Source organism: Burkholderia sp. AcTa6-5, assembly GCF_017815075.1.
In the GTDB taxonomy this organism is placed as follows: Bacteria; Pseudomonadota; Gammaproteobacteria; order Burkholderiales; family Burkholderiaceae; genus Burkholderia; species Burkholderia sola.
In genome coordinates, this window is the sequence record NZ_JAGIQE010000016.1 from 43,710 (window position 1) to 67,270 (window position 23,561).

Here is a 23,561-nt window from a genome sequence, read left to right on the forward strand (position 1 = left end):
TCCTGTCGATATTGTTGCAAGTCGGCGGCCACGCACGCCGCAGAACGACGCCGTTCGCGCGTCGGCACCGATTGCCCGGCCTCGCCGGCACTGGACACTACTGATATATCACAATAATATCCAGCGATCGTCCACGCTTCCGGAGCCTCCGCGCCATGATCGCGCCCCTCCCGGCCGCCGCGCCGCCACCGGCATGAGTACCGTGACCGACCTCACCCTCGACCGGGCCGCCGCGTCGCCAGCCAGCCTCGCCGACCGCGCGTACGCGCTGATCCAGCGCGACATCATCACGATGCGCCTGAAGCCGGGCGCCGCGCTGAACGAAGCCGACCTCGTCGCACGCACGGGCATCGGCCGCACGCCGGTGCATCAGGCCGTGCATCGGCTCGTGCTCGAAGGGCTGCTGTCCGTGATGCCGCGCAAGGGCCTGATGGTGCAGCCGCTGTCGCTCGACGACATCGTCGCGGTGATCGACGTGCGGCGCGTCAACGAAGCGCACTGCGCCGAACTCGCCGCGCGCCATGCGACCCCCGACGATCTCGCGCGCCTGGCCACGCTGCTCGACGACGGGCAGGCCTGCGTCGACATGCACGACGTCGAGGGCATGATGGAGCTCGACCGCGCGTTTCATCAGACGATCGCCGCGGCCGCGCGCAATGCGGTCCTCGCCGACATCCTGCGCGCGCTGCACGAGCGCTCGCTGCGCTTCTGGTTCGTCACGCTGTCCGAACCGCACCATCTCGCCGACGTCCAGCACGAGCACCGCGCGCTGTTCGACCGGCTGTCCGCGCGCGACGCCGCCGGTGCGCGCGCGGCCGTCGAAAGCCATATCGATTCGTTCCGCTCCACGCTTCTTCAACATCTTCGCCCCTGAGCCGCCATGACCACTTTCACGCCCTTCCCCCCGCTCGCCCAGCTCGCCGCCGACCTCGCCGCCGGCCGGACCACGAGCCGCGTGCTCGTCGACACCGCGCTCGACCGGATCGCCGATCCGTCGGGCCAGGGCGCCGTCGTCTTCACCGAAGTCGATGCCGACAACGCCCGCGCGGCCGCCGACGCGCACGACCGGCTGCGCGCCGCGGGCACGGTGCTGTCGCCGCTCGCGGGCATTCCGGTGTCGGTCAAGGACCTGTTCGACGTCGCGGGCCAGGTCACGCGCGCGGGTTCGCGGGTGCTCGACGGCGCGCCGGCCGCGCACACCGATGCGGTCGCCGTCGCGCGGCTCAAGCGCGCGGGCGCGGTGCTGGTCGGCCGCACCAACATGAGCGAGTTCGCGTTTTCCGGGCTCGGGCTGAATCCGCACTTCGGCCACCCGCGCTCGCCGTACCACCGCGACGTGCCGGGCGATGCGCGGATTTCGGGCGGCTCGTCGTCGGGGGCGGCCGCGTCGGTCGCCGACGGGATGGCCGCCGTCGCGCTCGGCACCGACACCGGCGGCTCGATCCGCATTCCGGCCGCACTATGCGGGCTGACGGGCTTCAAGCCGACCGCGAGCCGGATCCCGACGCAAGGCGGCGTGCCGCTGTCGACGACGCTCGACTCGTTCGGCCCGATCGGCCTGACGGTCGCGTGCTGCGCGCTGGTCGACCGGATGCTCGCGGGGCTCGAGCCGCACGTACCGGCCGCGCGGCCGCTCGAAGGCGTGCGGCTCGGCGTGCTGACGAACTACGTGACGGACGGCGTCGATGCCGACGTCGCGGCCGCGCTCGACACCGCGCTCAAGCATCTCGAAGCGGCCGGAGCGATCGTCACCGACGTGCGCTTCCCCGCGCTCGACCGGCTGCCGGAGATCAACCGTTTCGGCTTCTCGCCGATCGAGGCGTACGCGTGGCACCGTCCGCTGCTCGCGAAGCATCGCGACCAGTACGACCCGCGCGTGCTGACGCGGATCCTGAAGGGCGAACCCGCGAGCGCGGCCGACTATCTCGACCTGCTGGCCGCGCGCGCCGCGATGCTCGACGAAGCCGCGCACACGGTCTGGTCGCGCTTCGATGCGCTCGTCGCGCCGACGGTGCCGGTCGTGCCGCCGCGTATCGCCGAACTCGAAACGGACGACGACGCGTTCACGCGCACCAACGCGCTGATCCTGCGCAACCCGAGCGCGTTCAACTTCCTCGACGCGTGCGGGCTGTCGCTGCCGTGCCATCCGCGCGACGCGGCGCCGGTCGGCCTGATGCTCGCGGCGGCGCCGCATCGCGACGACGCGCTGCTTGCGATCGGTCAGTCGGTCGAGGCCGTACTGAACACGATCCGCTGACCGCGCCGGCCGATCGCAAGCCGATGGCGAGCCGATCGCCGGCGGCCCGCGCGCGGTGCGGCAGGTTGCCGCACGCGCGCTGTCAGTTTCGTGCCAGATCATTCGCGCTAAAATCGCGCGATTGTTTTCCGGACCGACCGACGAGGAATCCCGCCGACATGAACGACTACACGCTTGCCCTCCGCCGCGAACGCCGCCTGCTGATGCTGCTCGGATGGGTGTGCATCGCCCTGCTGGCCGGCGCGCTGTACCTGCAGTACGTGAAGAACGAAGACCCGTGCCCGCTGTGCATCATCCAGCGCTACTTCTTCTGCGCGATCGGGATCTTCGCGTTCCTGGCTGCCGGGATCCGCAACTGGCGCGGCGTCTGGGTGCTCGAACTGCTGATCGCGATCGCCGCGGCCGGCGGTGTCGGCACGGCCGCGCGGCACCTGTCGATCCAGATGAATCCGGGCTTCAGCTGCGGCTTCGACACGCTGCAGCCGATCGTCGACAGCCTGCCGCCCGCGCAGTGGTTCCCCGGCATGTTCAAGGTCGCCGGGCTGTGCGAGACCGTCTACCCGCCGATCCTGGGCATCCTGCTGCCCGGCTGGGCGCTGATCGGCTTCGCCGCGATCCTGATTGCAGTCGTCGCGAGCCTCTGGCGCCATCGCCGCAAGCTCGCGGGTTGACCCACCGGCCGCGGTGCCGGCCCATCGCATGCGCGGCCCGACCGAATGGGCCGCGCGCCGCCGGCGAGTCGTCACCCGGCTGCGGCCTGCGCCGGCCTTGCCCGGTCGCCGCGTATAAACACCTATCCCGCCGCCGCCCGGCGTTCCGGGCTGGCGCGCGTCGCGCGATCGCCGCGCCCCCGCCCCGCCCCACATGCGTTTCGGCCCGATGTACATGCATCGGTCCCCCGATTCCGCGCGGCGGGCCTATGATCGACATGATCGCCGCCTGATAGCCCGGATCACCGCCCGGCCATGTTCCCGCCGCGTGGCGGTGCTATCTTCGGGGCTGGATGGCGATCTACGTGCGCGAGGCCAGGCGGTCTCACCGCTGCCTGCGTAACGCGCGCCCGATCCGCAATGTCGACTGGATTCATCATGACAACGCAAACCATCCGCATCCGTCACCCTCATGGCGTCCACGCGTCCGGCGGCGCCGGTCGCGCACGCCGTCGGTCCGCGGCCGCCGCACGGCATCGGCCGTGCAGCCGGCCAGCCCCGCTCCTGTCCGCCCTCGTTGCCGCCGCGCCCGCCAGAGCGCGCCGCGCGTCGTGCCGCGTCGTCCCGAACGGAGCGTGCTGATGGAAGCCTGGCTCGGCGATCTGCAGCAACTGCTCGCGCACGGCGAAGCGGCCGTGCTCGTGACGGTCGCGCATACCGACGGCTCCGCGCCGCGCGAGGCCGGCACCAAGATGCTCGTCACGCGCGACACGGCCCGCCATACGATCGGCGGCGGTCATCTGGAATGGAAGGCGATCGAGATCGCGCGGCACCTGCTGAAGGACGGCGCGCACGTGCCGCACGCGCGCCGGCTCGAGCGGCTCGCGCTCGGCCCGAGCCTCGGCCAGTGCTGCGGCGGCGCCGTGGTGCTCGCGTTCGAGCGGCTCGACGTCGGCGACCTCGGCTGGATCATGTCGCTCGCGAAGCGCGTCGCGGCCGGCGCCGCGACCGTGCGTAGCGTATCATTCGGCCCCTCGCCGGGCGCGCCGCTGTTGAGCGAGCCCGAATCGGAAGCCGCGCGCGCCGACTGCCTGCTGTGGGAAACCGGCGGCGTATCGCTGATGACCGAAACGATCGCGCCGTATGCGTTCCCCGTCATGCTGTTCGGCGCGGGGCACATCGGCACCGCGCTCGTGAAGGTGCTGGCGACGCTGCCGTGCCACGTGCGCTGGATCGACCGGCCCGATGCGGCGTTCCCGCCGGCCGACGCGCTCGCCGGCATCGGCAATCTCGCGATCGACGCGGCCGCTTCCCCGGCGGACGCGGTCGACGCGGCGCCGCCGCAGTCCTACTTCGTCGTGATGACGCATGACCACGCACTCGATTTCGTGCTGGCCGAGCGCATCCTGCGACGCGGCGACTATGCGTACTTCGGGATGACCGGCTCGCATACGAAACGCGCACAGTTCGATCACCGCCTCGCCGCGATCGGCATCGACCCGGCCCAGGTCGCGCGGATGCGCTGCCCGATCGGCGTCGAAGGCATCATCGACAAGGCGCCCGAAGTGATCGCGATCTCGGTGGCCGCGCAGTTGCTGCAGGCCGTCGAGGCGAATGCATCCGCACAGGCTTCCCCTACCTACTGACCGACCAAAAACGACGCCATGACCCCGACATTCAAGAACAAGATCGCCCGCGCGCCGAAAGCGGAGCTGCACATTCATATCGAAGGCTCGCTCGAGCCCGAACTGATTTTCGCGCTCGCGCAGCGCAACGGCGTGAAGCTCGCGTACGACTCGATCGACGCGCTGCGCGCCGCGTACGCGTTCACCGACCTGCAGTCGTTCCTCGACATCTACTACGCCGGCGCGAGCGTGCTGCTCACCGAGCAGGATTTCTACGACATGACGGCCGCGTACTGCGAGCGCGCGCTCGCCGACAACGTCGTCCACTCCGAACTGTTCTTCGACCCGCAGACGCACACCGAGCGCGGCGTGCCGATCGAGACGGTCGTCGCGGGCATCGAGCGCGCGCTCGCCGATGCCGAGCCCCGCGGGCTGTCGAGCAAATTGATCCTGTGCTTCCTGCGCCATCTGTCCGAAGAGGACGCGCTCGCGACGTTCGAATCCGCGTTGCCGCTGTTCGAGCGCTATCGCCATCGGCTGATCGGCGTGGGCCTCGATTCGTCCGAGCTCGGCCATCCGCCGACGAAGTTCGCCCGCGTGTTCGAGAAGGCACGCGCGCTCGGGCTGAAGCTCGTCGCGCACGCGGGCGAGGAAGGCCCGCCCGCCTACATCTACGAAGCGCTCGACGTGCTGAAGGTCGACCGGATCGACCACGGCGTGCGCAGCATCGAGGATGCGGCGCTCGTCGAGCGGCTCGCGAAAACGCGCACGGCGCTCACCGTGTGCCCGCTGTCGAACCTGAAGCTGTGCGTGTTCGACGACATGGCGAAGCACACGCTGAAGGCGCTGCTCGACCGCGGCGTGGCGGTGACGATCAACTCCGACGATCCGGCCTATTTCGGCGGCTACGTCAACGAAAACTACTTCGCGACGGTCGAAGGGCTGCAACTCACGGAGGCCGAAGTCCATGCGGTGATCCGCAACGGCTTCGAGGCGTCGTTCATCGAACCGGCGCAGCGCGACGCACTGTACGCGCGCCTCGACGCGTACTGGCAGGCCGCGTGACGGCCCGCATCGAGGCACGCTAGACAGATGAAACACGGCAACGGCATCCGCTTCGCGATTCCCTGTTCGGCCTTGCGCCGGGCTGGTGGCGTGCGTGCATGCGGCGCGATCGCGCGGTACGACGTCGCTCGCACGCACCGGCCGTCGCGGCTTGCCGTGCCGTTCGCCGTCGTATGGATTGCGGACGTATCGGTTGAGCGCTCAACGGCCGCGAGGTGCGCCCGCAACCACTCGCGGGCGGCTTCGGCCGCCACGTTCGCCCGCGCCATCGCGTGCGGCCGTGCCGCACATCACGTGCGGCCGCCGCTCGCGAAGCACCGTGCCGCCCCGTGCGGCGCCGATCGTTTTCTTCTGTTCGCCTTACCTTGATGCAGGACCCTTCGTCATGACGCAAACCGCTTTCCGTTCCCAACTGCTGACCTTCAACGGCGACCCGGCGCAATCGAGCCAGGCCGCGAACTACGAGACCGACGGGCTCCTGATCGTCGACGACGGCAAGGTCGTCACGGCCGGCCCGTATGCGTCGCTCGCCGCGACGCTCGCGCGCGATGCAGTGGTCCACGATCTGCGCGACAAGCTGATCGTGCCCGGCTTCATCGACACGCACATCCACTATCCGCAGACGGACATGATCGCGTCGCCGGCGCCCGGCCTGCTGCCGTGGCTGGACAAGTACACGTTCCCGACCGAGCGCCAGTTCGGCGACCCCGAGCATGCGCGCGAAGTCGCCGACTTCTTCGTCGACGAACTGCTCGCGTGCGGCACGACGAGCGCGCTCGTCTACTGCACGGTGCACAAGCAGTCGGCCGACGCGCTGTTCGCGGCGAGCGACGCGCGCGACCTGCGGATGATCGCGGGCAAGGTGCTGATGGACCGCAACTGCCCCGAATTCCTGCGCGACACCGCGCAGTCGGGCTATGACGACAGCGCCGAGCTGATCGGCCGCTGGCACGGCAACGGCCGCCAGATGTACGCGCTCACGCCGCGCTTCGCGCCGACGTCGACCGAGGCGCAGCTCGAGGCATGCGGCGAACTCGCGCGCCGCCATCCGGACGTGTTCGTGCAAAGCCACGTCGCGGAAAACGTCGACGAGGTGAAATGGGTGGCGGAGCTGTTCCCGGGCCACCGCAGCTATCTCGACATCTACGACCGCTACGGGCTGCTGCGGCCGCGCGCGGTGTACGGCCACTGCATTCATCTCGACGACGAGGATCGCCGCCGGATGGCCGAGACGCGCACCGTCGTCGCGCACTGTCCGACGTCGAACTTCTTCCTCGGCAGCGGGCTGTTCGATTTCGACAAGGCCGGCGAATACGACGTGCCGGTCACGCTCGCGACCGACGTCGGCGGCGGCACGTCGTTCTCGATGCTGCAGACGATGAATGAGGCGCACAAGGTCGCGCGGCTGTCGGGCCATCACCTGACCGCCACGCGGATGTTCTGGCTCGCGACGGCCGGCGCCGCGCAGGCGCTCGACCTCGCCGACACGGTCGGCACGCTCAAGCCGCGCACCGAGGCCGACTTCGTCGTGCTCGATCCGCGGGCGACGCCGCTGCTCGCGCGCCGCACGCAGCGCGCGGATTCGCTCGAGGAACTGCTGTTCGCGTTCGCGCTGCTCGGCGACGACCGCGCGGTGTACCGTACCTATGCGGCCGGCGCACTCGTGCACCAACGCGGCACCGCGCGCCCCCCGGCCGCCGCGTAACGCCCCGCGAGGCCCCGTTCCGGCATGCGCGGCAGCTTCGCCGTCGTGCATGCGCCGGACATCGAAGCCGCTCCAGCGCGCCGCACGGCGGCCCCGGCCGCTTTCCCGCGCGCGATGCACCGTGCTAGAATTCGCCGCTCATTGGGGAGTAGCCGCTCCGCTCGATGTCCCGCGCTCCCGGCGCGCATCGTGACGGAGGCGTCCGTCAACAGACTTGGCCGTTCGGCCATGGCGGACGCAGCCACGTTGGCCTGGCGAGACCGATGGTTCATTGCGCGCCGCATCAGGGCCCGGCGCGCGGTGGATCGTCGCTCGCACGCACAACAACGGCCCGTGGAACCCCATTCGTGTCTCAAGCCTTCCTGATCTCCACCGGCGCCGTCGCCCTCGCTGAAATCGGCGACAAGACCCAACTGCTTTCCCTCGTTCTGGCCGCGCGCTATCGCAAGCCGGTGCCGATCATTCTCGGCGTGCTCGTCGCGACGCTCGTCAACCACGGTTTTGCCGGCGCGCTCGGCGAATGGCTGGGCGTGCTCGTCACGCCGTCGATCATGCGCTGGGCGCTCGCGTTCTCGTTCATCGCGATGGGGCTGTGGATTCTCGTGCCGGACAAGCTCGACGAGAACGAAGCCAATACGACGCGCTCGCGGCTCGGCGTGTTCGGCACGACGCTCGTCGCGTTCTTCCTCGCGGAGATGGGCGACAAGACGCAAATCGCGACCGTCGCGCTGGCCGCCCGCTTCCAGGATTACATCGGCGTCGTGGCCGGCACGACGTTCGGGATGATGCTCGCGAACGTGCCGGCGATCTTGCTCGGCGACCGCTTCGCACACCGTCTGCCGACGAAGCTCGTGCACGGGATCGCGGCCGTGCTGTTCGTCGTGCTCGGCGCGCTGGCGCTGCTGGGTGTCGGAGTCTGACGGAAAGGAAACTGACGGCACGGCCGGGCGGCCGCGCCAGGGTGGAATGCCGCGTTACTTCGCGACGGCGGCGCCCGACGCGGGCGCCGCCGGCACCGCGCGCTCGTTGGCGGCCGGCGCCGCCGGCCCGCCGCGCTTGTCGACCGGCAGCCGGACCGTGCGGACCGCCCCGTTCGACAACGGGAAATCGGCGAGCGCGCTGCGCGCGAGGAACGGCATCGCGTACAGCAGCGTACCGTTGTCGCCGGTCGTGCGCGCGGACACGTTGTAGACCTCCTTGCCCGTCGCGCGCTCGGTGATGCGGATGCCGAGCATGTAGTCGAACACCTGGTACGTCTGCGCGACATAGCCGGCCGGCATCGGCCCCCAGGGACCCCACGGGCCCCAGGGACTCCACGGCCCGCCTCGCCAGTACGGCCCCGGCCCCATGAACCACGGATCATAGTAGACCGGTTGCGGCACCGTCACGAGATCGCTGCCGACCGAATAGGTCAGCCCGACCAGATAGCGGGCCTGCGACTGCGGCACCTGCCGGAACGCATACGCGGACAGCTCGTTCGCGACGATCGGCTCGTAGGTCGACTGCTCGATGCTGTTCTTCTGCGCGTCCGTGCGCGTGAACGCATAGGTGCGGGTCGCGTCGCTGCCGCTCCAGTCGGAGAAGGCCGTGACCCGGGTGGTCACGTAGCTGGTGCAGCCCGTCAGCAGCGCGACGCACAGCGCCGCCGCCCAGCCCGCACCGCGAAAAATCCATTCGCGTTTCATGTTGATCCTCGTCGATCCGTCACCCGTTCGTCGCACCGCGCGAAGCACAACGGGATGCCGATAATACGCGGACTCCCGGAAGCGGTAAAAAGTTCGCCCGGCACACCGCCGCAAGCCTTTGTACAATGGCCCGGTTCGCCTGGCCCGCGCGACGGGCCCGTCCCCCACTCCACCCGATCTCGACGACCATGTCCGACAACGCCTCCTCCACCGTGATCCGCCGCGCCGACTACACGCCGCCGGCCTTCCTCATCGACTCCGTCGCACTCGAATTCGATCTCGCGCCGGCCCGCACGATCGTCAGGAACACGATGCGCGTGCGCCGCAATCCGGATGCCGCGCCCACCCCGCACCTGGAGCTGATGGGCGAGGCGCTCGACTTCCTCGGCGCGCGGCTGGATGGCGCGCCGCACGGCGCGGTGCGCGCGCACGAACACGGCCTGACGGTCGAGAACGTGCCCGACGCGTTCGAGCTGACGCTCGAAAGCGCGTGCGCGCCCGACCAGAATACGACGCTGTCGGGCCTCTACGTGTCGAGCGGCAACTTCTTCACGCAGTGCGAGGCCGAGGGCTTTCGCCGCATCACCTACTTCCTCGACCGCCCCGACGTAATGGCGTCGTACACGGTCACGCTGCGCGCCGACAAGGCCGCGTACCCGGTGCTGCTGTCGAACGGCAACCTCGTCGATTCGGGCGACCTGCCCGACGGCCGCCACTTCGCGAAGTGGGAAGACCCGTTCCGCAAGCCGAGCTACCTGTTCGCGCTGGTCGCGGGCAAGCTCGTCGCGATCGAGGAAACGATCACGACCGGCTCCGGCAAGGAAAAGCTGCTGCAGGTATGGGTCGAACCGGCCGATCTCGACAAGACGCGTCACGCGATGGATTCGCTGATCCATTCGATCCGCTGGGACGAAAAACGCTTCGGCCTCGAGCTCGATCTCGACCGCTTCATGATCGTCGCGGTCGGCGACTTCAATATGGGCGCGATGGAGAACAAGGGACTCAACATCTTCAACACGAAGTACGTGCTGGCGAACCCCGAGACCGCGACCGACACCGATTTCGCGAACATCGAGTCGGTGGTCGGCCACGAGTACTTCCACAACTGGACCGGCAACCGCGTGACCTGCCGCGACTGGTTCCAGCTGAGCCTGAAGGAAGGGCTGACGGTATTCCGCGACCAGGAATTCTCGGCCGACATGGCCGCAGGCGACGACGTCGAATCGGCGGCCCGCGCGGTCAAGCGCATCGAGGACGTGCGCGTGCTGCGCCAGTTGCAGTTCGCCGAGGACGCCGGCCCGATGGCGCACCCGGTACGCCCGGAAAGCTACGTCGAGATCAACAACTTCTACACGATGACCGTCTACGAGAAAGGCTCGGAAGTCGTGCGGATGTACCAGACGCTGTTCGGCCGCGACGGCTTCCGCAAGGGGATGGATCTCTACTTCAAGCGCCACGACGGCCACGCGGTGACCTGCGACGACTTCCGTCACGCGATGGCCGACGCTAACGGGCGCGACCTCGCGCAGTTCGAGCGCTGGTACAGCCAGGCCGGTACGCCGCGCGTGTCGGTGCGCACCGCGTACGACGCAGCCGCGCGCCGCTATACGGTCACCCTCGCGCAAGGCTACGGCGACGCGTCGCCGGCCGCGCGCGAAACGCAGCAAGGGCCGCTGCTGATCCCGTTCGCGATCGGCCTGATCGGCCGCGACGGCCGCGACCTGCCGCTGCGTCTGGACGGCGAAGCCGCCGCATCGGGCACGACGCGCGTGCTCGTGTTCACCGACACCGAGCAGACCTTCACGTTCGTCGACGTGCCGGAAGCGCCGCTGCCGTCGCTGCTGCGCAACTTCTCGTCGCCGGTGATCGTCGAGTACGACTACAGCGACGACGATCTCGCGTTCCTGCTCGCGCACGACAGCGATCCGTTCAACCGCTGGGAAGCCGGCCAGCGCCTCGCGACGCGCGCGCTGCTGACGCTCGCCGCCCGTGCCGCCGCCGACGCGCCGCTCGCGCTCGGCGAGAACTTCGTCGCCGCGTTCCGCCGCGTGCTGACCGACGAAAGCCTGTCGCCGGCGTTCCGCGAACTCGCGCTGACGCTGCCGTCGGAAACCTACCTCGCCGATCAGATGGCCGAGGCCGACCCGGCCGCCGTGCATCGCGCGCGCCAGTTCGTGCGCCGCCAGCTCGCGACCGCGCTGCGCGCCGAGTGGCTCGCCGCGTACGAGCAGCACCAGACGCCCGGCGCCTACGAGCCGACGCCGGAAGCGTCGGGCCGCCGCGCGCTGAAGAACCTCGCGCTCGCGTATCTCGCCGAACTCGACGATCCGGCCGATGCCGTACGCATCGCCACGGCCCAGTACGACGCGGCGAACAACATGACCGATCGCGCGGCGGCGCTCGGCGCGCTGCTGTCCGCGGCGGCCGCAGGCGCGAACGGGCCGGCCGAGCATGCGCTCGACGACTTCTACCGTCGCTTCGAGAAGGAAGCGCTCGTGATCGACAAGTGGTTCGCGATGCAGGCTGCGCAACGCGGTACGCCCGCGCAGCCGACGCTCGCGAAGGTGCGCAAGCTGCTCGCGCACCCCGCGTTCAACCTGAAGAACCCGAACCGCGCGCGCTCGCTGATCTTCAGCTTCTGCGCGGCGAACCCCGCGCAATTCCACGCGGCAGACGGTTCGGGCTACGCGTTCTGGGCCGAACAGGTGCTCGCGCTCGACGCGATCAACCCGCAGGTCGCGGCGCGCCTCGCGCGCTCGCTCGAACTGTGGCGCCGCTTCACGCCGGCGCTGCGCGACCGGATGCGCGAAGCGCTCGAACAGGTCGCCGCCGGCGCGAAATCGCGCGACGTGCGCGAGATCGTCGAGAAGGCGCTCGCGTAAGTCGCGCGATCGTCCCGTCGCGTCCGCGCGATCGAGCCGGCGCCGCCTCACGCGGCGCCGGCTTTTTTATTGCACGCGCGCGGCCGAAACCGCGCGCACGGGGTCGGACCGCTCGGCCTGTCTCCGCGGTGATGCATGCCCCGCCCCGTCATCGCCGCCCGATACCGGGCCGATTCGGCGCCCCGCCCATGTAACCGGACGAAAAAAGCCGGCGGCAGCGGAGGCGCGACGGGTAAAATTGCGGCCATTCAAGGATTCTTTGGCCTTTCGGAGTCTGTCATGTCCATTGCCCGCCGCACCACGCTGTCGAAGTTCCTGATCGAACAGCAACGTGAGACCAACAACCTCCCCGCCGACCTGCGCCTGTTGATCGAAGTCGTCGCTCGCGCGTGCAAGGCGATCAGCTACAACGTGTCGAAGGGCGCGCTCGGCGAAGCGCTCGGCACCGCCGGCAGCGAGAACGTCCAGGGCGAAGTGCAGAAGAAGCTCGACATCCTGTCGAACGAAATCCTGCTCGACGCGAACGAATGGGGCGGCAACCTCGCCGCGATGGCGTCGGAAGAAATGGAGACGTTCTTCCCGATCCCGGCGAACTACCCGCGCGGCGAATACCTGCTCGTATTCGATCCGCTCGACGGCTCGTCGAACATCGACGTGAACGTGTCGATCGGCACGATCTTCTCGGTGCTGCGCTGCCCGGACGGCAAGCAGGCGACCGAGGAATCGTTCCTGCAGCCCGGCACCGAGCAGGTCGCGGCCGGCTATGCGGTGTACGGCCCGCAGACGGTGTTCGTGCTGACGACCGGCAACGGCGTGAACTGCTTCACGCTCGACCGCGAAGTCGGCTCGTGGGTGCTCACGCAGAGCAACATGCAGATCCCGGCCGACACGCGCGAATACGCGATCAACGCATCGAACGCACGCCACTGGTACGACCCGGTCAAGCGCTACGTCGATGAGCTGAACGCCGGCAAGGACGGCCCGCGCGGCGACAACTTCAACATGCGCTGGATCGCGTCGATGGTCGCCGACGTGCACCGGATCCTGAACCGCGGCGGCATCTTCATGTACCCGGCCGACAAGCGCACGCCCGATCGTCCGGGCAAGCTGCGCCTGATGTACGAAGCGAACCCGATGTCGTTCATCGTCGAACAGGCAGGCGGCGCCGCGACGACCGGCACGCAGCGGATCATGGAAGTGCAGCCGACCGGCCTGCACCAGCGCGTGCCCGTGTTCCTCGGTTCGAAGAACGAAGTCGAGCGCGTGACCGGCTATCACGACGAAGCAAAATAATTGCACTGCAGCACTGGACGGAGGTGCGAGACCTCAGTACAATCGCGCCTTCGCGATGTGACCCCAACGGGTCGCGTCGCGGTGAAGTGAAAGCGGAAAGTCCGCCGGATCGAGGGTTTCGCGAAGCAGCCGCAACAAGCTGAAAAAAAATTTCGCAAAACCTATTGCCAAGATCGCGGATTTCACCATATAATTTCATTTCTCTGCTGCCGGTGTAGCTCAGTTGGTAGAGCAGCGCATTCGTAATGCGAAGGTCGTAGGTTCGACTCCTATCTCCGGCACCAAGACATAAAGGTCTGACAAGCATCGCTTGTCAGACCTTTTCTCTTTTCCGGCGTCGAAATCCTGTAGTCGTTCGACGGCGCGCACGGCCGATCACGCCGTGTACGATCTTCGCGTACGGATTCGGCAATCGCCCGCGCAAGCTGTCCGGCGCCAATCATCGCGGCGGCGGTTATCTGCCCAACATCCGCTCGACATTTCCACGCACTCAACGGCCGTCGGCCGATCGTATCGACCACCCCTTGCCGTGCGTAGCCGCACGGCCTGCGGCGGCCATGACGACGACGACCGACTTGCCCGACCTCGACAGCCCACGCAACGGCACCGCCTTTGTCGTGCGTCCCGACCGGCACGTGCCCAGCCGCCGGCACGACGCGCGCGCCGACGACATGGATGCCATGCTCCATCTCCCGCTCCATCTCCCGCTCCATCCACACGCATCGTCCGAAGCCAATCCATCAGGATACCGAATGAGGGTGGACGTCGGATACGTCACGCGCTACCCCAATCGGTGCCATACGATGCCCCGCATCAGCGACGCGATGCGCCGCGCTTCCCGCCCGTTTCGTACGGCTGTCGATCGACGCGATTCGCGATGCCGTGACCATCGGGACGCCTGATCGCCGATGCAGTAGACGGCCTGCCCCGAGGCCACGTTGCCAGCGACAACGCTCGAGCGATGACGTGCCCGACGGACGACTTCAGCGATAGCCAATCCTTACAGACTCATTTCGCCATGCGTCCAGCGCGCACGGAACATGCGCTGAGCAGACGAATCCCCTGGAAAATCTGCTTAAGGGTGCATAACATTACTTAACGATCCTGACCCGTCTATCGCGTTACATTGCGTGGGCGGCGCGACGGCCGCATGCCGCTACCCACCAGCTTGCGGCGTGCAACGGCCGGTGCCCGGTCATTTCGACTCAACCCAAGGAGAGGACCACCATGACTCATGGCTTGATTATGTGGCTCATCATCGGCGCGATCGCCGGCTGGCTCGCCGGCTTGCTCGTGAAGGGCGGCGGCTTCGGGCTGATCGTCGACATCATCGTCGGGATCGTCGGCGCGGTGATCGGCGGCTGGCTTGCCGGGCTGCTCGGCATCAGCATCGGCAGCGGCTTCATCGGCTCGGTGATCGTCGCGGTCATCGGCGCGGTGATTCTGTTGTTCGTGATCCGGCTGTTCAGACGCGCGGCCTGACGTTTCTCTCCACGCGCCTTCGGGCGCGTTTTAGCATCGGGCCGGCGCGCGGCTCGTTCGCCGCGCGCGGCCGATCCCGTCAACCCTTCGCGTGCCGCAACCCGCCGTCGAGCACGTCGGCCGTCAGCAATCCACTGCGCGCTTCACGCACTCCATCTCGCCCGATCCGCACGGCCCGTGCCGTTCGGCACGCCGGACGCCTCGTGCCCGCCGGCCGCCGACGGCGCCGCAAGCCACCGCGCGTAGCCTGCCGCGTGCGATTTCACAGCGACCATTTCAGTTCTCCATAGAAAGTACGCCCCGGATACGGGTGGAACACGTAATAGCGGCGGTCCGTCAGGTTGTCGATGCCGGCCGACGCGGTCCAGTGACGATCGAAGCGGTAGCGCGCCTTCAGATCGACGACCGTGAACGAACTCGTGCCGCCGTAGACGTCCGGATTCACGTCGCTGTTGTCGAGCGTGTTGAACTGGCGGCCCGAGTAGCGCACGCCGACGCTCGCGAGCCAGTGCTCGTCGAAGCGATATGACGCGAGCAGGTTCGCGCGCATGCGCGGAATGCGCGGGAAACGCGAACCGACATAGGCCGGATTCGCGGCATCGGCGAGGATCTGCGCGTTGCTCGCCGATACGTTCGCGTCGACGTTGAGCCCGCGCAGCCCGACGTTTTCGCCGCTGAACGCAAGTTCGACGCCGCGCACCCGCACGCGATCGACGTTCGAGATGTTGGTGACGGTGCTCGCGCCCGACACCGTCGTCTGGCTGTAGATCGAATCGCGCAGGTCGCTCTGGAACACGCTCGCGCGCATGACACCGACGCCCACGTCGCGTTCGGCCGTGAAGTCCCAGTCGATCGCCTTTTCCGGGCGCAGGTTCGCGTTGTTGTTGACGATCGCGTTGTTCGAGATCGTGCCCTGGAACAGTTCGCCGACCGTCGGGAACCGCGTGCCGGTCGCGAACGACAGCCGGAAGCGCCAGACCTGCGTCGCATCCCACTGCAGCGCGACTTTCGGCGACAGCGCATTCGCGCCGCGGTCCGCGTAGCCGAGCGTGCCGTTCGCATTGCCGAGCGCGCCGCCGTACGCGTCCCAGCGCTCGTAGCGCAGCCCGAGCGTCGCAAGCCAGCCCGGCGCGAAGCGCCACGCATCCTGCCCGAACAGCGCCTGCGTGCGCGTGTCGCCGCGATAGACGCTCGCGAGCGAAGTGATCGGCCCGGCCAGCCAGTCGGCCGTGTTGTACGTGACGTTGCGCAGGAAGTAGTTGTCGTAGTGATAGCCGAACGTGAACGTATGGCCCTTCACTGCCGGCGCCTCGGCCTTCAGGTCGAGCGTGCGCCAGCCGGTGCCGTCGCCCTGGAACAGCGTGCCCGCCCCGCCCTGCACGGTCGAGGCCGCGCGCAGCACGTCGCGCGACACGTCGTACGCGGACACCACGCCCGACAGCCGCCAGCCGGATTCGAGCCGGCCGTTCAGTCCGAGCGCATACAGCCAGTTCTCCTGGTCGCCGCGCTGCGGCGCGAATGCGCTCGGCGCGACCGTCATGTTCTGGCCGCCGATCGACACGTTGCCGCCGTAGACCGGAGCGCCGGCCGCCGGATTGCCCGTCGCATCGCGCAGGAAGGTCTCGCCGTGCTGCCGGTAATGGTTCTCCCAATGCCCGAGCGTCAGCGTCGCATCGACACGATCCGTGAACGCATAGCCGATCCGGACCGTCTCGTTGAGCTGCTCGGTCCGCTCGATCGTCTGCGCGCCGACGATCGTCCGCGGCTTGCCGTTGGGTCCGATGTCGGTCGCTGCGCCCGTCACGGGAACGGCGGCGCCCCGTTTCGGGTTGTAGGCCGAATTGGGGCTCGCGTACTGCATCGGCTGGCCGTCGTTCTCCAGCCGGTCGAGCGACAGCGCGAGCCAGAACCGGCCGACGCGGTTCGCGATCCGCGCGGTCTGGTGATTGCCGCCGAAGCTGTCCGCGAACCCGTAGCCGTCGCGGTAGCGCTGCGTGAAGAACTGCGTCGACAGCGACGCCTCGAGCTGTTCGGGGCGGCGCGTGGTGAGCAGCACGGTCGAGCCGATCGAATTGCCCGGATACAGCGCGGAAAAGGGGCCATAGAGCACGTCGACGCGCGCGATGTCGTCGGGCGGAATCAGCGACCAGCGCGGCGGGTACGCATAACTCGACCCGAGCAGGTTCGACAGCAGCACGCCGTCGGCATAGACGAGCCCGCGCGCGCTCTGTAGTTCGTTGAAGTCGCGGCCCGCGAATACGCTGTTGCGGTCGCCGATGTAGCGCTTGCGGACCATCAGGTTCGGCGCGTACTTCAACGCGTCCTCGGTGGTGACGTTGGTGTGCGCATCGATCTGCTCGCGCGTGATCGACGCGACGACGGCCGGCGTATCCGGGTCGACCGGTTGCCGCTGCGCAGTCACGCTGACGGCGGTCAACGTATCGCCGACCGCCACGGCCGCTGCAGCGACACCGACGGCCGCCGGCGCCGCGGCGGCGGCGGGACGATCGATGCCACCGCCATGGGCCGCGTCGGCGCGGGCATCGTCGGTCGAAGCCGCGTGGGCGGCCGGCCATGCGAAAGCGGCCGCGCAGGCGAGCGCGAGCCGGCCGCGCGACGACCGCGCGGCAAGGGTAGACGACATGAGTGGTTTCCTGAAAACGTGATCGGACGCCGCCGGGTACGGGGCGCGAGCCGCGCACGCACGCACGCACGGCGCGACGCGCGGGCCGAGGCCGCAGGCGGCTCACGCGCCACCGGGGCGCGCGAAGGACATCAATCAGACCGGAACGTTTTCAGGCGGGGCGCGCGGCTGCGCAAGACGGATGCCCCTGCGGGGCACATCGAGAACGATCGGGGCGACCATCCGATACGCGAACGTGCGCACGAAGCCCGGCATCGCAGGCAGGCTCGTGCCCAGCGCGACGTTCGCCGCGAAGCCGGGACAGTACACGCAATGCGGGACGCCGGCGTGGTCGAGCGACGACCTGTCGCGGTCGTCGCCCGCTTGCGCGAGCACGACCCGACGCGCGCCCGCTGCACTGCACAACTCGAGCGTGAGCGCGCCGGAACCGCTCGACGCAACACGCGCGTAGCCGACGACGGGCGACAGTACGTTCAGTACCAGCGCCAGCCATACGAGGCCGATCCATCGCGTCGTTCGTCTCATCGCGGTCCAGGAAAAAGTGCGCGCAAGTATAGCAAGCGGCCCGATTGTCGCCGTCGCGCGGCGCGCGATAGCGGGCATCACACTTCGCGCCGGAGCGCATGTGCCGTTAATACAACAGAGACAAAATCTAACGATTCGCCGCTGGCACAAATCCGAGCGCGAGGTTGATAATCGTTGAACCTGCTGGAGAAACGATCATGGACGAAAGACCCACTCGCATGCCACCGCCCGAGCAAGTGATGAGCCCGGATCCGGAACCCGTCGGCGTGGAATTCCTCGCCGAATTGCCCGAGCACGTTCGGGCATTCTTCGACGAGCAGCACAAGCTGTACTCGCCGAAGTGAACGCCGGTCCGGTTCTGTAACCGCCACGTGTCGACCCTCGCTATCGTGCGGTTCATCCTAGCGCTTCGCGCGCAATTCGCTTCGCACCCGGGCCGCAACAGCCTGACGGTGCCGGGTCGGCTCGCCTGCTGATTCTCCTGTCGCGACGCTACGCCGCGCGACTGTCTTCGTCTATCCTTCTGGTTTTCCACGTCCGGCCCGCCCGGCTCTCCTGATCGTTCCGATGAAGCAAGCCATTCGTGCCAGCGTCGCTGTCGCCGCACTCGGCGTCGCCCTCCTTTCGTCGCCTGCCGTCCGCGCAGACGGCGACGACACCGCCCTCACCAACGTCGTTGCGCTCGCGTCGCAGCGCCTCGCGCTCGCCGAACCGGTCGCGCGATGGAAATGGGCGAATCACAAGGCCATCGAAGACCAGCCGCGCGAAGCGGCCCTGCTCACTGCCGTCGAAAAGCGCGCGGCCGAGGCCGGCGTCGATCCCGCCTTCGCCCGCACATTCTTCGAGGATCAGATCACCGCAAGCAAGGACGTGCAGAACGCACTGTTCGCGACCTGGCGCGCGACGCGGCCGCCGGAAGGCACGCCGCCCGATCTCGCGACCAGCACGCGGCCGGCACTCGATCGGCTGACGCAGAAAATGCTCGCCGGTCTCGCGCAGGTCGCCCCGCTGCGCGACGCGCCCGATTGCCAGGCGCGGCTCGCGCGCAGCATCGCGAACTGGAAGACGCTCACGCGCTACGATTCCACGCAGACGCGGGCACTCGATACCGCGCTGTCGCATGTCTGCTCCGCCGGCGGGGCCAGCGCGATCGGCTGACGCGGCGGGCACGGATCGCCCGGCAGCGCTCAGTCCGCGGCGGTCAGCGCCGCGAGCGGAATCACCTGCAGGCCGCGCGCGAGATGCGTCTGCAGCAGGCGATGGGTGAAGGGTTCGAACACGCCGCCCGCCGCGTCGGCCGCGAGCCGCGCAGCCGCATCGAGCGAGTCCGCCGAACCGAGATAGCACCAGCCATCGATCACATGAAACAGGCGGCGCTCGCCGTCCGCCTCGAACGCGACCGCGCCGTCGAACGGCCAGGGCGCACCGCCCGCCCGGACGGCGTCGGCCGTGGGGCGCCGGTTGTACGACGGGCGCAACCGGGCGATCCATTGCGCTTCGGCCAACATCGCCCCCAGCTCGTTGCCGGTCTCGCGCCATGCGACGCGCCGCACCTGCTGCGCGAGCCGCATTTCCTTCGACGAGCGGCGCTCGCCGGTCAGCAGCGCGCGCAGCCGCTGCCGCACGCGCACGCTACGACCCACATACAGCGCTTCGTCACGCTCCCCGAACAGCGCATACGCGCCGCACCCTGCCGGCGCGGTATCCAGCCAGGCCTCGGTCAGATCGCCGCCCAGACGGAAGTGGCGCGTCGTGCGCGCGATCTGGTCGCGCAGCCGCTCGAGCGGCACGATGTCGTGCAGCTGGCGCCAGAACTGCCAGATCAGGTCGGCATCGGCCAGCGCCCGGTGACGCGCGGCCGGAACGAGCCTATGCCGTTCGATCAACGCATCGAGCCCGTGCCGCGATTCGCGCGGAAACAACGCGCGCGACAGCCGCACCGTACAGAGCACATCGGGATTGAACGCCAGGCCGGCGCGCTCGAATTCGGCGCGCAGGAAGCCGCGGTCGAAGCTCGCGTTGTGCGCGACGAACAGCTTCCCGTCGAGCCGCTCGAACAGCGCCGGCGCGAGCGATGCGAACGTCGGCGCATCGCGCACCATCGCGTCCGAGATGCCCGTCAGTTGCTGGATGAACGGCGGAATCGCCTGCCCCGGATTGACGAGGCTCGTCCACGTCGACACGCCGAGCGGTCCGATTTCGACCACGCCGATTTCGGTAATGCGGTGGTCGGCGGACGAGCCGCCGGTGGTTTCAAGGTCGACGAAGACGAGCGGCTGCTCGCTGGCGGGATCGGACGGAACGGAATCGGACATGAAAAGACAGGGAAACGATGCTTCCGTGAGTATGCACCGGCATGCGTACTCGGGCCAGCCCGGACCGGCTCGCTCCGTCCCCCCGAAAACAAAAAGCCCCCGCGATGCGGGGGCCGGACGTGATCGGCAATGCGTGGCGCGTCAGACCGCCTGGATATTCGCTGCCTGCTTGCCTTTCGGTCCGACTTTGACCTCGAACGAAACACGCTGGTTTTCTTTCAACGTCTTGAAGCCGTCCATCCGGATTTCGGAAAAGTGCGCAAACAAATCTTCACCGCCATTGTCCGACGTAATAAAGCCAAAACCTTTAGCATCGTTAAACCATTTCACGATACCGGTATCCATGTCTTCTTTCCCCACTCGATAAGATCAAAAAAGCTATTTTTATAGCCGTTTCCCGAAATCCCGAAACATTGCGCCAGCACCCACACCAGCACGCCGCCCGAGGACGGAGTGCTCACTTTATAAATTGGACAATCCGGGTGCGTCAAGAAAATTTTTAGCCACTGCTTTCTTGAAAAGACGCTAATACCACTGGAATCGGTACACCGTCACCGATGATTAATTGATTCGCATCAAAAACCTGTCAACATTACCGGGATCGGATCGCTAATAATCGCCGGAAGCGAAATTTCTACCGGGGACAAATCGACCCGGTAAAATCCTCGGGTTTTTTCGGGTTGCAGAAGTCGGGCGACGTTGCGATCCTGAATCAACGCTGAAAGGAAGGAGAGGGTCATGTGGCTGGACGGAATCAAGCGCTTCGCGAGCCGGCTCGGACGCGTACGTCGCAAGTCCCGCGCCCTGGCCGAGTCCGCGCGCGAAGCGCCGTGCGATACCGAGTTCGATATGACGTGGCACGGCGATCACTGGCAGAACCTGCTCGCATCGCCTCTGGATGCCCGTCACTACGTGATGGAAGACTGGACCAACACGCCGCCGCCGATCGAAGCAGAGGATGCCGCGCCTGCGGGCAAGCGCCAGCGCAAGCGCCGCTCGTACACGTCGTAGCGCGCTGAGCGGCCGGGCAAAAAAAAAGCGCGACTGGGAAGTCGCGCCGACAAAGGTTTGGAGATCTTTTCCGTCAACGAAAAAGTCTGCTTCGGAAAGCAGAGATCGCAGTATAGCGAGAGAACCACCTTTCATTATCCATGCTCCACACAAACCTCTATTGCCGATGTGTCAATAATCGGGCTATAGCCGCTCCCGCTGGCCTCTGACCGTCCGTCGCAAACGCGCAACGCCCTCTACGCAGTCCTGATCGTTATTTCCATTTGCTGCGCCGCAGCGAACCCTTGCGTGGCAATCGGTTGCGCGACTTTCCCGATTTTTGCGGATTTCAAAACACACTGTTTCTTAAAGCGTGAACCGCCCTCGCTCCGCACACTTCGTACACTGCAATTGGATTTCTGATACGCGCACCGCCGTTCTGCGGCGCCGGCTACAGCATCAAACAAAGCACGGCCGTCCGCACCAGGTTCGATCGACATCATCGTGTTTGGAGACAGATCCATGAACAAGACCCTGATCGTCGCCGCGGTGTCGGGTGTATTCGTTACCGCCGCCCATGCACAAAGCAGCGTGACGCTGTACGGCCTGATCGACGCAGGCATCACTTACACGAACAATCAGGGCGGCCACAGCGCCTGGCAGGAAACGAGCGGTTCGATCAACGGCAGCCGCTGGGGCTTGCGCGGCACCGAAGATCTCGGCGACGGCCTGAAAGCCATCTTCACGCTGGAAAACGGTTTCGGCATCAACAACGGCGCGCTGAAGCAGAACGGTCGCGAATTCGGCCGGCAAGCGTTCGTCGGGCTTGCGCACAACACCTACGGTTCGCTGACGCTGGGCCGGCAGTACGACAGCGTCGTCGACTATCTCGGGCCGCTGTCGCTGACCGGTACCCAGTATGGCGGCACCCAGTTTGCCCACCCGTTCGACAACGACAACCTCAACAACTCGTTCCGGATCAACAACTCGGTCAAGTATCAGAGCGCGAACTACGGCGGCCTCAAGTTCGGTGCGTTGTACGGATTCTCCAACTCGTCGGCGTTCGCGAACAACCGCGCGTACAGCGGCGGCGTGTCGTACAGCTACCTCGGCTTCAACCTTGCCGCGGCCTACTTGCAGTTGAACAGCGACGTGAACGCGCTCGCGCAGGCCGCGTCCGATCCGGGCGCGGTCACCGGCGACTGGACCTTCGCGTCGCGCGTGCAGCGCACCTGGGGCGCCGGCCTCAATTACGGGTTCGGCCCCGCCACGGTCGGCTTCGTGTTCACCCAGACGCGCCTGACCGGCCTTCGCGCGATCAGCGCCGGCCAATCGGGCGTGGCGGGCGGCATCACGGGCCTCGGCGATACCGGGCGCTTCAGCAACTATGAGGTCAACGGCCGCTACGCGCTGACGCCGGCCCTGTCGTTCGCCGGCTCCTACACGTACACCCAGGGCCGCCTGTCCGGCGACAAGCCGACCTGGCACCAGTTCAACCTGCAAGCCGACTACGCGCTGTCGAAGCGCACCGACGTGTACCTGCAGGGCGAGTTCCAGAAGGTCAACACCGACGGACTGGACCTCGGCGCCAACATCAACGGCTTGGGCGCCGCGTCGTCGACCAACAAGCAGATCGCGGTCACGGCCGGCCTGCGTCACCGCTTCTGAGCGACCGGCCCGTTCGCCATACGCCGAAAGACGAAGCGCCCCATCGGGGCGCTTTTTCTTTCTCGCGGCGCGGGCCGCCAGTCAGGCGTCGCCCCGCGCCGGATACCGGACGTCGAGTATGTCGATCGGCTGCGGGCCGGCCGGCGTCATCAGCGTGACGGTGTCGCCGATCTTCGCCTTGATCAGCGCACGCGCGACCGGCGAGATCCAGCTGACGCAGCCGCGGTCGAGATCGACCTCGTCGATCCCGACGATCGTCACCGTGTGATCCGCGCCGTCCGGCGTCTCGTAATCGACCGTCGCGCCGAAGAACACCTGGTCGACGTTCTCCTGCCGGCTCGCGTCGACGACTTCCGCAAGGTCGAGCCGCTTCGTCAGGAAGCGGATGCGGCGATCGATCTCGCGAAGCCGCCGCTTGCCGTAGATATAGTCGCCGTTTTCCGACCGGTCGCCGTTCGAGGCCGCCCACGACACGAGCCGCACGACCTCGGGACGTTCGACGTCGATCAGGTTCAGCAACTCGTCCCTCAGCCGCTTGTGGCCGGCCGGCGTGATGTAGTTCTTCGCGCCCGCCGGAATCGCGGGTTGAGCCTGGTCGAGATCGTCGTCGTCACCGTCCGACTCTTTGACAAACGCCTTGTTCATGATGCAGATTCAACGTGGATGACTGATCCCCCAAGGGTACACGATGGGCGGCCGGCCAAGGCCATGGCACCAAATTCGCGAATAAGGCTTCCCTTTTTATACGACTCTGCTATACTTCCGCTTCTGCGTG

22 protein-coding genes, 1 tRNA gene, 1 pseudogene and 1 riboswitch are annotated in these 23,561 nt (G+C 67.5%); of the genes and pseudogenes, 16 read left to right on the plus strand and 8 right to left on the minus strand.

The annotated features are described in order from the left end of the window. The first annotated feature begins 193 nt into the window (after positions 1 to 193). The 8 genes from J8I33_RS21325 to J8I33_RS21360 all read left to right on the plus strand — a co-directional run bounded on the left by J8I33_RS21325 (position 194) and on the right by J8I33_RS21360 (position 8,222). A complete protein-coding gene (locus J8I33_RS21325) occupies positions 194 to 874 on the plus strand; it encodes a GntR family transcriptional regulator (RefSeq protein ID WP_209926473.1) in 681 nt (226 codons plus the stop codon). 6 nt (positions 875 to 880) lie between these two features. Then, the gene (locus J8I33_RS21330; RefSeq protein WP_050011564.1) at positions 881 to 2,257 is read left to right on the plus strand and encodes an amidase; all 1,377 of its coding nucleotides are present in this window, start codon (positions 881 to 883) and stop codon (positions 2,255 to 2,257) included. A gap of 158 nt (positions 2,258 to 2,415) precedes the next feature. Then, on the plus strand, positions 2,416 to 2,928 hold the full coding sequence (locus tag J8I33_RS21335; RefSeq protein WP_050011565.1) for a disulfide bond formation protein B: 513 nt from the start codon (positions 2,416 to 2,418) through the stop codon (positions 2,926 to 2,928). 620 nt (positions 2,929 to 3,548) lie between these two features. Next, positions 3,549 to 4,553 carry a xanthine dehydrogenase accessory protein XdhC gene (gene xdhC, locus J8I33_RS21340; RefSeq protein ID WP_124556046.1) on the plus strand — a complete coding sequence of 335 codons (1,005 nt, stop codon included), beginning with the start codon at positions 3,549 to 3,551 and terminating at the stop codon, positions 4,551 to 4,553. Positions 4,554 to 4,571: 18 nt separating this feature from the next. Continuing rightward, a complete protein-coding gene (locus tag J8I33_RS21345; protein ID WP_209939035.1) occupies positions 4,572 to 5,597 on the plus strand; it encodes an adenosine deaminase in 1,026 nt (341 codons plus the stop codon). Between the two features lie 27 nt (positions 5,598 to 5,624). Continuing rightward, a complete protein-coding gene (locus J8I33_RS21350) occupies positions 5,625 to 5,966 on the plus strand; it encodes a hypothetical protein (RefSeq protein ID WP_245172278.1) in 342 nt (113 codons plus the stop codon). A 16-nt stretch (positions 5,967 to 5,982) separates the two neighbouring features. Next, a complete protein-coding gene (guaD, locus tag J8I33_RS21355; RefSeq protein WP_209926475.1) occupies positions 5,983 to 7,302 on the plus strand; it encodes a guanine deaminase in 1,320 nt (439 codons plus the stop codon). A gap of 131 nt (positions 7,303 to 7,433) precedes the next feature. Next, positions 7,434 to 7,571, plus strand: a riboswitch (yybP-ykoY riboswitch). Between the two features lie 78 nt (positions 7,572 to 7,649). Next, positions 7,650 to 8,222 carry a TMEM165/GDT1 family protein gene (locus J8I33_RS21360; protein WP_089488251.1) on the plus strand — a complete coding sequence of 191 codons (573 nt, stop codon included), beginning with the start codon at positions 7,650 to 7,652 and terminating at the stop codon, positions 8,220 to 8,222. Between the two features lie 54 nt (positions 8,223 to 8,276). Here the strand turns inward: J8I33_RS21360 and J8I33_RS21365 are convergent, their stop codons facing one another. Continuing rightward, the gene (locus J8I33_RS21365; RefSeq protein WP_050011572.1) at positions 8,277 to 8,987 is read right to left on the minus strand and encodes a DUF4136 domain-containing protein; all 711 of its coding nucleotides are present in this window, start codon (positions 8,985 to 8,987) and stop codon (positions 8,277 to 8,279) included. A 188-nt stretch (positions 8,988 to 9,175) separates the two neighbouring features. Here J8I33_RS21365 and pepN point away from each other — a divergent pair, with 188 nt between their 5' ends. The 4 genes from pepN (at position 9,176) to J8I33_RS21385 (ending at position 14,644) form a co-directional block, all read left to right on the plus strand. Next, positions 9,176 to 11,869, plus strand: coding sequence for an aminopeptidase N (pepN, locus tag J8I33_RS21370; RefSeq protein ID WP_209939036.1), 2,694 nt, complete (start codon positions 9,176 to 9,178; stop codon positions 11,867 to 11,869). Positions 11,870 to 12,148: 279 nt separating this feature from the next. Further along, a complete protein-coding gene (locus tag J8I33_RS21375) occupies positions 12,149 to 13,162 on the plus strand; it encodes a class 1 fructose-bisphosphatase (RefSeq protein ID WP_050011574.1) in 1,014 nt (337 codons plus the stop codon). 208 nt (positions 13,163 to 13,370) lie between these two features. Beyond that, positions 13,371 to 13,446 (plus strand) — tRNA-Thr (locus J8I33_RS21380). 943 nt (positions 13,447 to 14,389) lie between these two features. Further along, positions 14,390 to 14,644 carry a GlsB/YeaQ/YmgE family stress response membrane protein gene (locus tag J8I33_RS21385; protein ID WP_006476609.1) on the plus strand — a complete coding sequence of 85 codons (255 nt, stop codon included), beginning with the start codon at positions 14,390 to 14,392 and terminating at the stop codon, positions 14,642 to 14,644. 79 nt (positions 14,645 to 14,723) lie between these two features. Here the strand turns inward: J8I33_RS21385 and J8I33_RS34550 are convergent. The 3 genes and pseudogenes from J8I33_RS34550 to J8I33_RS21395 form a co-directional block, all read right to left on the minus strand. Next, positions 14,724 to 14,822 (minus strand): annotated as a pseudogene (locus J8I33_RS34550) (TlpA family protein disulfide reductase); the annotation flags it as partial. 84 nt (positions 14,823 to 14,906) lie between these two features. Next, positions 14,907 to 17,288, minus strand: a complete 2,382-nt coding sequence (locus J8I33_RS21390) for a TonB-dependent receptor (protein ID WP_209926479.1) — start codon at positions 17,286 to 17,288, stop codon at positions 14,907 to 14,909. Positions 17,289 to 17,423: 135 nt separating this feature from the next. Then, positions 17,424 to 17,813, minus strand: coding sequence for a DUF2946 domain-containing protein (locus J8I33_RS21395; protein WP_209939076.1), 390 nt, complete (start codon positions 17,811 to 17,813; stop codon positions 17,424 to 17,426). 239 nt (positions 17,814 to 18,052) lie between these two features. On the opposite strand from J8I33_RS21395, the gene J8I33_RS21400 reads away from it, so the two are divergent. Then, entirely contained in the window at positions 18,053 to 18,157 is a 105-nt protein-coding gene (locus J8I33_RS21400; protein ID WP_162484450.1) for a chorismate mutase, read from the plus strand. A 223-nt stretch (positions 18,158 to 18,380) separates the two neighbouring features. Next, the gene (locus J8I33_RS21405; protein WP_124556054.1) at positions 18,381 to 18,971 is read left to right on the plus strand and encodes a chorismate mutase; all 591 of its coding nucleotides are present in this window, start codon (positions 18,381 to 18,383) and stop codon (positions 18,969 to 18,971) included. Positions 18,972 to 19,000: 29 nt separating this feature from the next. Here the strand turns inward: J8I33_RS21405 and J8I33_RS21410 are convergent, their stop codons facing one another. From J8I33_RS21410 to J8I33_RS21420, 3 genes are all read right to left on the minus strand, one after another. Then, positions 19,001 to 20,128, minus strand: coding sequence for an exonuclease domain-containing protein (locus J8I33_RS21410; RefSeq protein WP_209939037.1), 1,128 nt, complete (start codon positions 20,126 to 20,128; stop codon positions 19,001 to 19,003). Positions 20,129 to 20,269: 141 nt separating this feature from the next. Continuing rightward, positions 20,270 to 20,473 (minus strand): cold-shock protein, encoded by a 204-nt coding sequence (locus J8I33_RS21415; protein ID WP_027783827.1) that lies wholly within the window; start codon positions 20,471 to 20,473, stop codon positions 20,270 to 20,272. A 230-nt stretch (positions 20,474 to 20,703) separates the two neighbouring features. After that, on the minus strand, positions 20,704 to 20,868 hold the full coding sequence (locus J8I33_RS21420; protein ID WP_209926487.1) for a hypothetical protein: 165 nt from the start codon (positions 20,866 to 20,868) through the stop codon (positions 20,704 to 20,706). Between J8I33_RS21420 and J8I33_RS21425 the strand changes: the two genes are divergently transcribed. Beyond that, positions 20,867 to 21,139 (plus strand): hypothetical protein, encoded by a 273-nt coding sequence (locus J8I33_RS21425; protein WP_050011579.1) that lies wholly within the window; start codon positions 20,867 to 20,869, stop codon positions 21,137 to 21,139. The two genes, J8I33_RS21420 and J8I33_RS21425, sit on opposite strands and share 2 nt — an antisense overlap. A 501-nt stretch (positions 21,140 to 21,640) precedes the next feature. Further along, a complete protein-coding gene (locus J8I33_RS21430; RefSeq protein WP_209939038.1) occupies positions 21,641 to 22,786 on the plus strand; it encodes a porin in 1,146 nt (381 codons plus the stop codon). An 81-nt stretch (positions 22,787 to 22,867) separates the two neighbouring features. Here J8I33_RS21430 and greB read toward each other — a convergent pair whose 3' ends face one another. Beyond that, positions 22,868 to 23,431, minus strand: coding sequence for a transcription elongation factor GreB (gene greB / locus J8I33_RS21435; RefSeq protein WP_209926491.1), 564 nt, complete (start codon positions 23,429 to 23,431; stop codon positions 22,868 to 22,870). Between the last annotated feature and the right edge of the window lie 130 nt (positions 23,432 to 23,561).

What these genes read in the sequence shown, in the direction of transcription:
- xdhC (WP_124556046.1), top strand. Translation starts at nt 3,549, where the DNA reads ATGGAAGCCTGGCTCGGCGATCTGCAGCAACTGCTCGCGCACGGCGAA.
- J8I33_RS21400 (WP_162484450.1), top strand. Translation starts at nt 18,053, where the DNA reads ATGAGCCCGGATCCGGAACCCGTCGGCGTGGAATTCCTCGCCGAATTG.
- J8I33_RS21335 (WP_050011565.1), top strand. Translation starts at nt 2,416, where the DNA reads ATGAACGACTACACGCTTGCCCTCCGCCGCGAACGCCGCCTGCTGATG.
- J8I33_RS21365 (WP_050011572.1), bottom strand. Translation starts at nt 8,987, where the DNA reads ATGAAACGCGAATGGATTTTTCGCGGTGCGGGCTGGGCGGCGGCGCTG.
- J8I33_RS21385 (WP_006476609.1), top strand. Translation starts at nt 14,390, where the DNA reads ATGACTCATGGCTTGATTATGTGGCTCATCATCGGCGCGATCGCCGGC.
- J8I33_RS21405 (WP_124556054.1), top strand. Translation starts at nt 18,381, where the DNA reads ATGAAGCAAGCCATTCGTGCCAGCGTCGCTGTCGCCGCACTCGGCGTC.
- J8I33_RS21345 (WP_209939035.1), top strand. Translation starts at nt 4,572, where the DNA reads ATGACCCCGACATTCAAGAACAAGATCGCCCGCGCGCCGAAAGCGGAG.
- J8I33_RS21415 (WP_027783827.1), bottom strand. Translation starts at nt 20,473, where the DNA reads ATGGATACCGGTATCGTGAAATGGTTTAACGATGCTAAAGGTTTTGGC.
- J8I33_RS21420 (WP_209926487.1), bottom strand. Translation starts at nt 20,868, where the DNA reads ATGACCCTCTCCTTCCTTTCAGCGTTGATTCAGGATCGCAACGTCGCC.
- pepN (WP_209939036.1), top strand. Translation starts at nt 9,176, where the DNA reads ATGTCCGACAACGCCTCCTCCACCGTGATCCGCCGCGCCGACTACACG.
- J8I33_RS21390 (WP_209926479.1), bottom strand. Translation starts at nt 17,288, where the DNA reads ATGTCGTCTACCCTTGCCGCGCGGTCGTCGCGCGGCCGGCTCGCGCTC.
- J8I33_RS21325 (WP_209926473.1), top strand. Translation starts at nt 194, where the DNA reads ATGAGTACCGTGACCGACCTCACCCTCGACCGGGCCGCCGCGTCGCCA.
- J8I33_RS21395 (WP_209939076.1), bottom strand. Translation starts at nt 17,813, where the DNA reads ATGAGACGAACGACGCGATGGATCGGCCTCGTATGGCTGGCGCTGGTA.
- greB (WP_209926491.1), bottom strand. Translation starts at nt 23,431, where the DNA reads ATGAACAAGGCGTTTGTCAAAGAGTCGGACGGTGACGACGACGATCTC.
- J8I33_RS21330 (WP_050011564.1), top strand. Translation starts at nt 881, where the DNA reads ATGACCACTTTCACGCCCTTCCCCCCGCTCGCCCAGCTCGCCGCCGAC.
- J8I33_RS21375 (WP_050011574.1), top strand. Translation starts at nt 12,149, where the DNA reads ATGTCCATTGCCCGCCGCACCACGCTGTCGAAGTTCCTGATCGAACAG.
- guaD (WP_209926475.1), top strand. Translation starts at nt 5,983, where the DNA reads ATGACGCAAACCGCTTTCCGTTCCCAACTGCTGACCTTCAACGGCGAC.
- J8I33_RS21350 (WP_245172278.1), top strand. Translation starts at nt 5,625, where the DNA reads ATGAAACACGGCAACGGCATCCGCTTCGCGATTCCCTGTTCGGCCTTG.
- J8I33_RS21425 (WP_050011579.1), top strand. Translation starts at nt 20,867, where the DNA reads ATGTGGCTGGACGGAATCAAGCGCTTCGCGAGCCGGCTCGGACGCGTA.
- J8I33_RS21430 (WP_209939038.1), top strand. Translation starts at nt 21,641, where the DNA reads ATGAACAAGACCCTGATCGTCGCCGCGGTGTCGGGTGTATTCGTTACC.
- J8I33_RS21410 (WP_209939037.1), bottom strand. Translation starts at nt 20,128, where the DNA reads ATGTCCGATTCCGTTCCGTCCGATCCCGCCAGCGAGCAGCCGCTCGTC.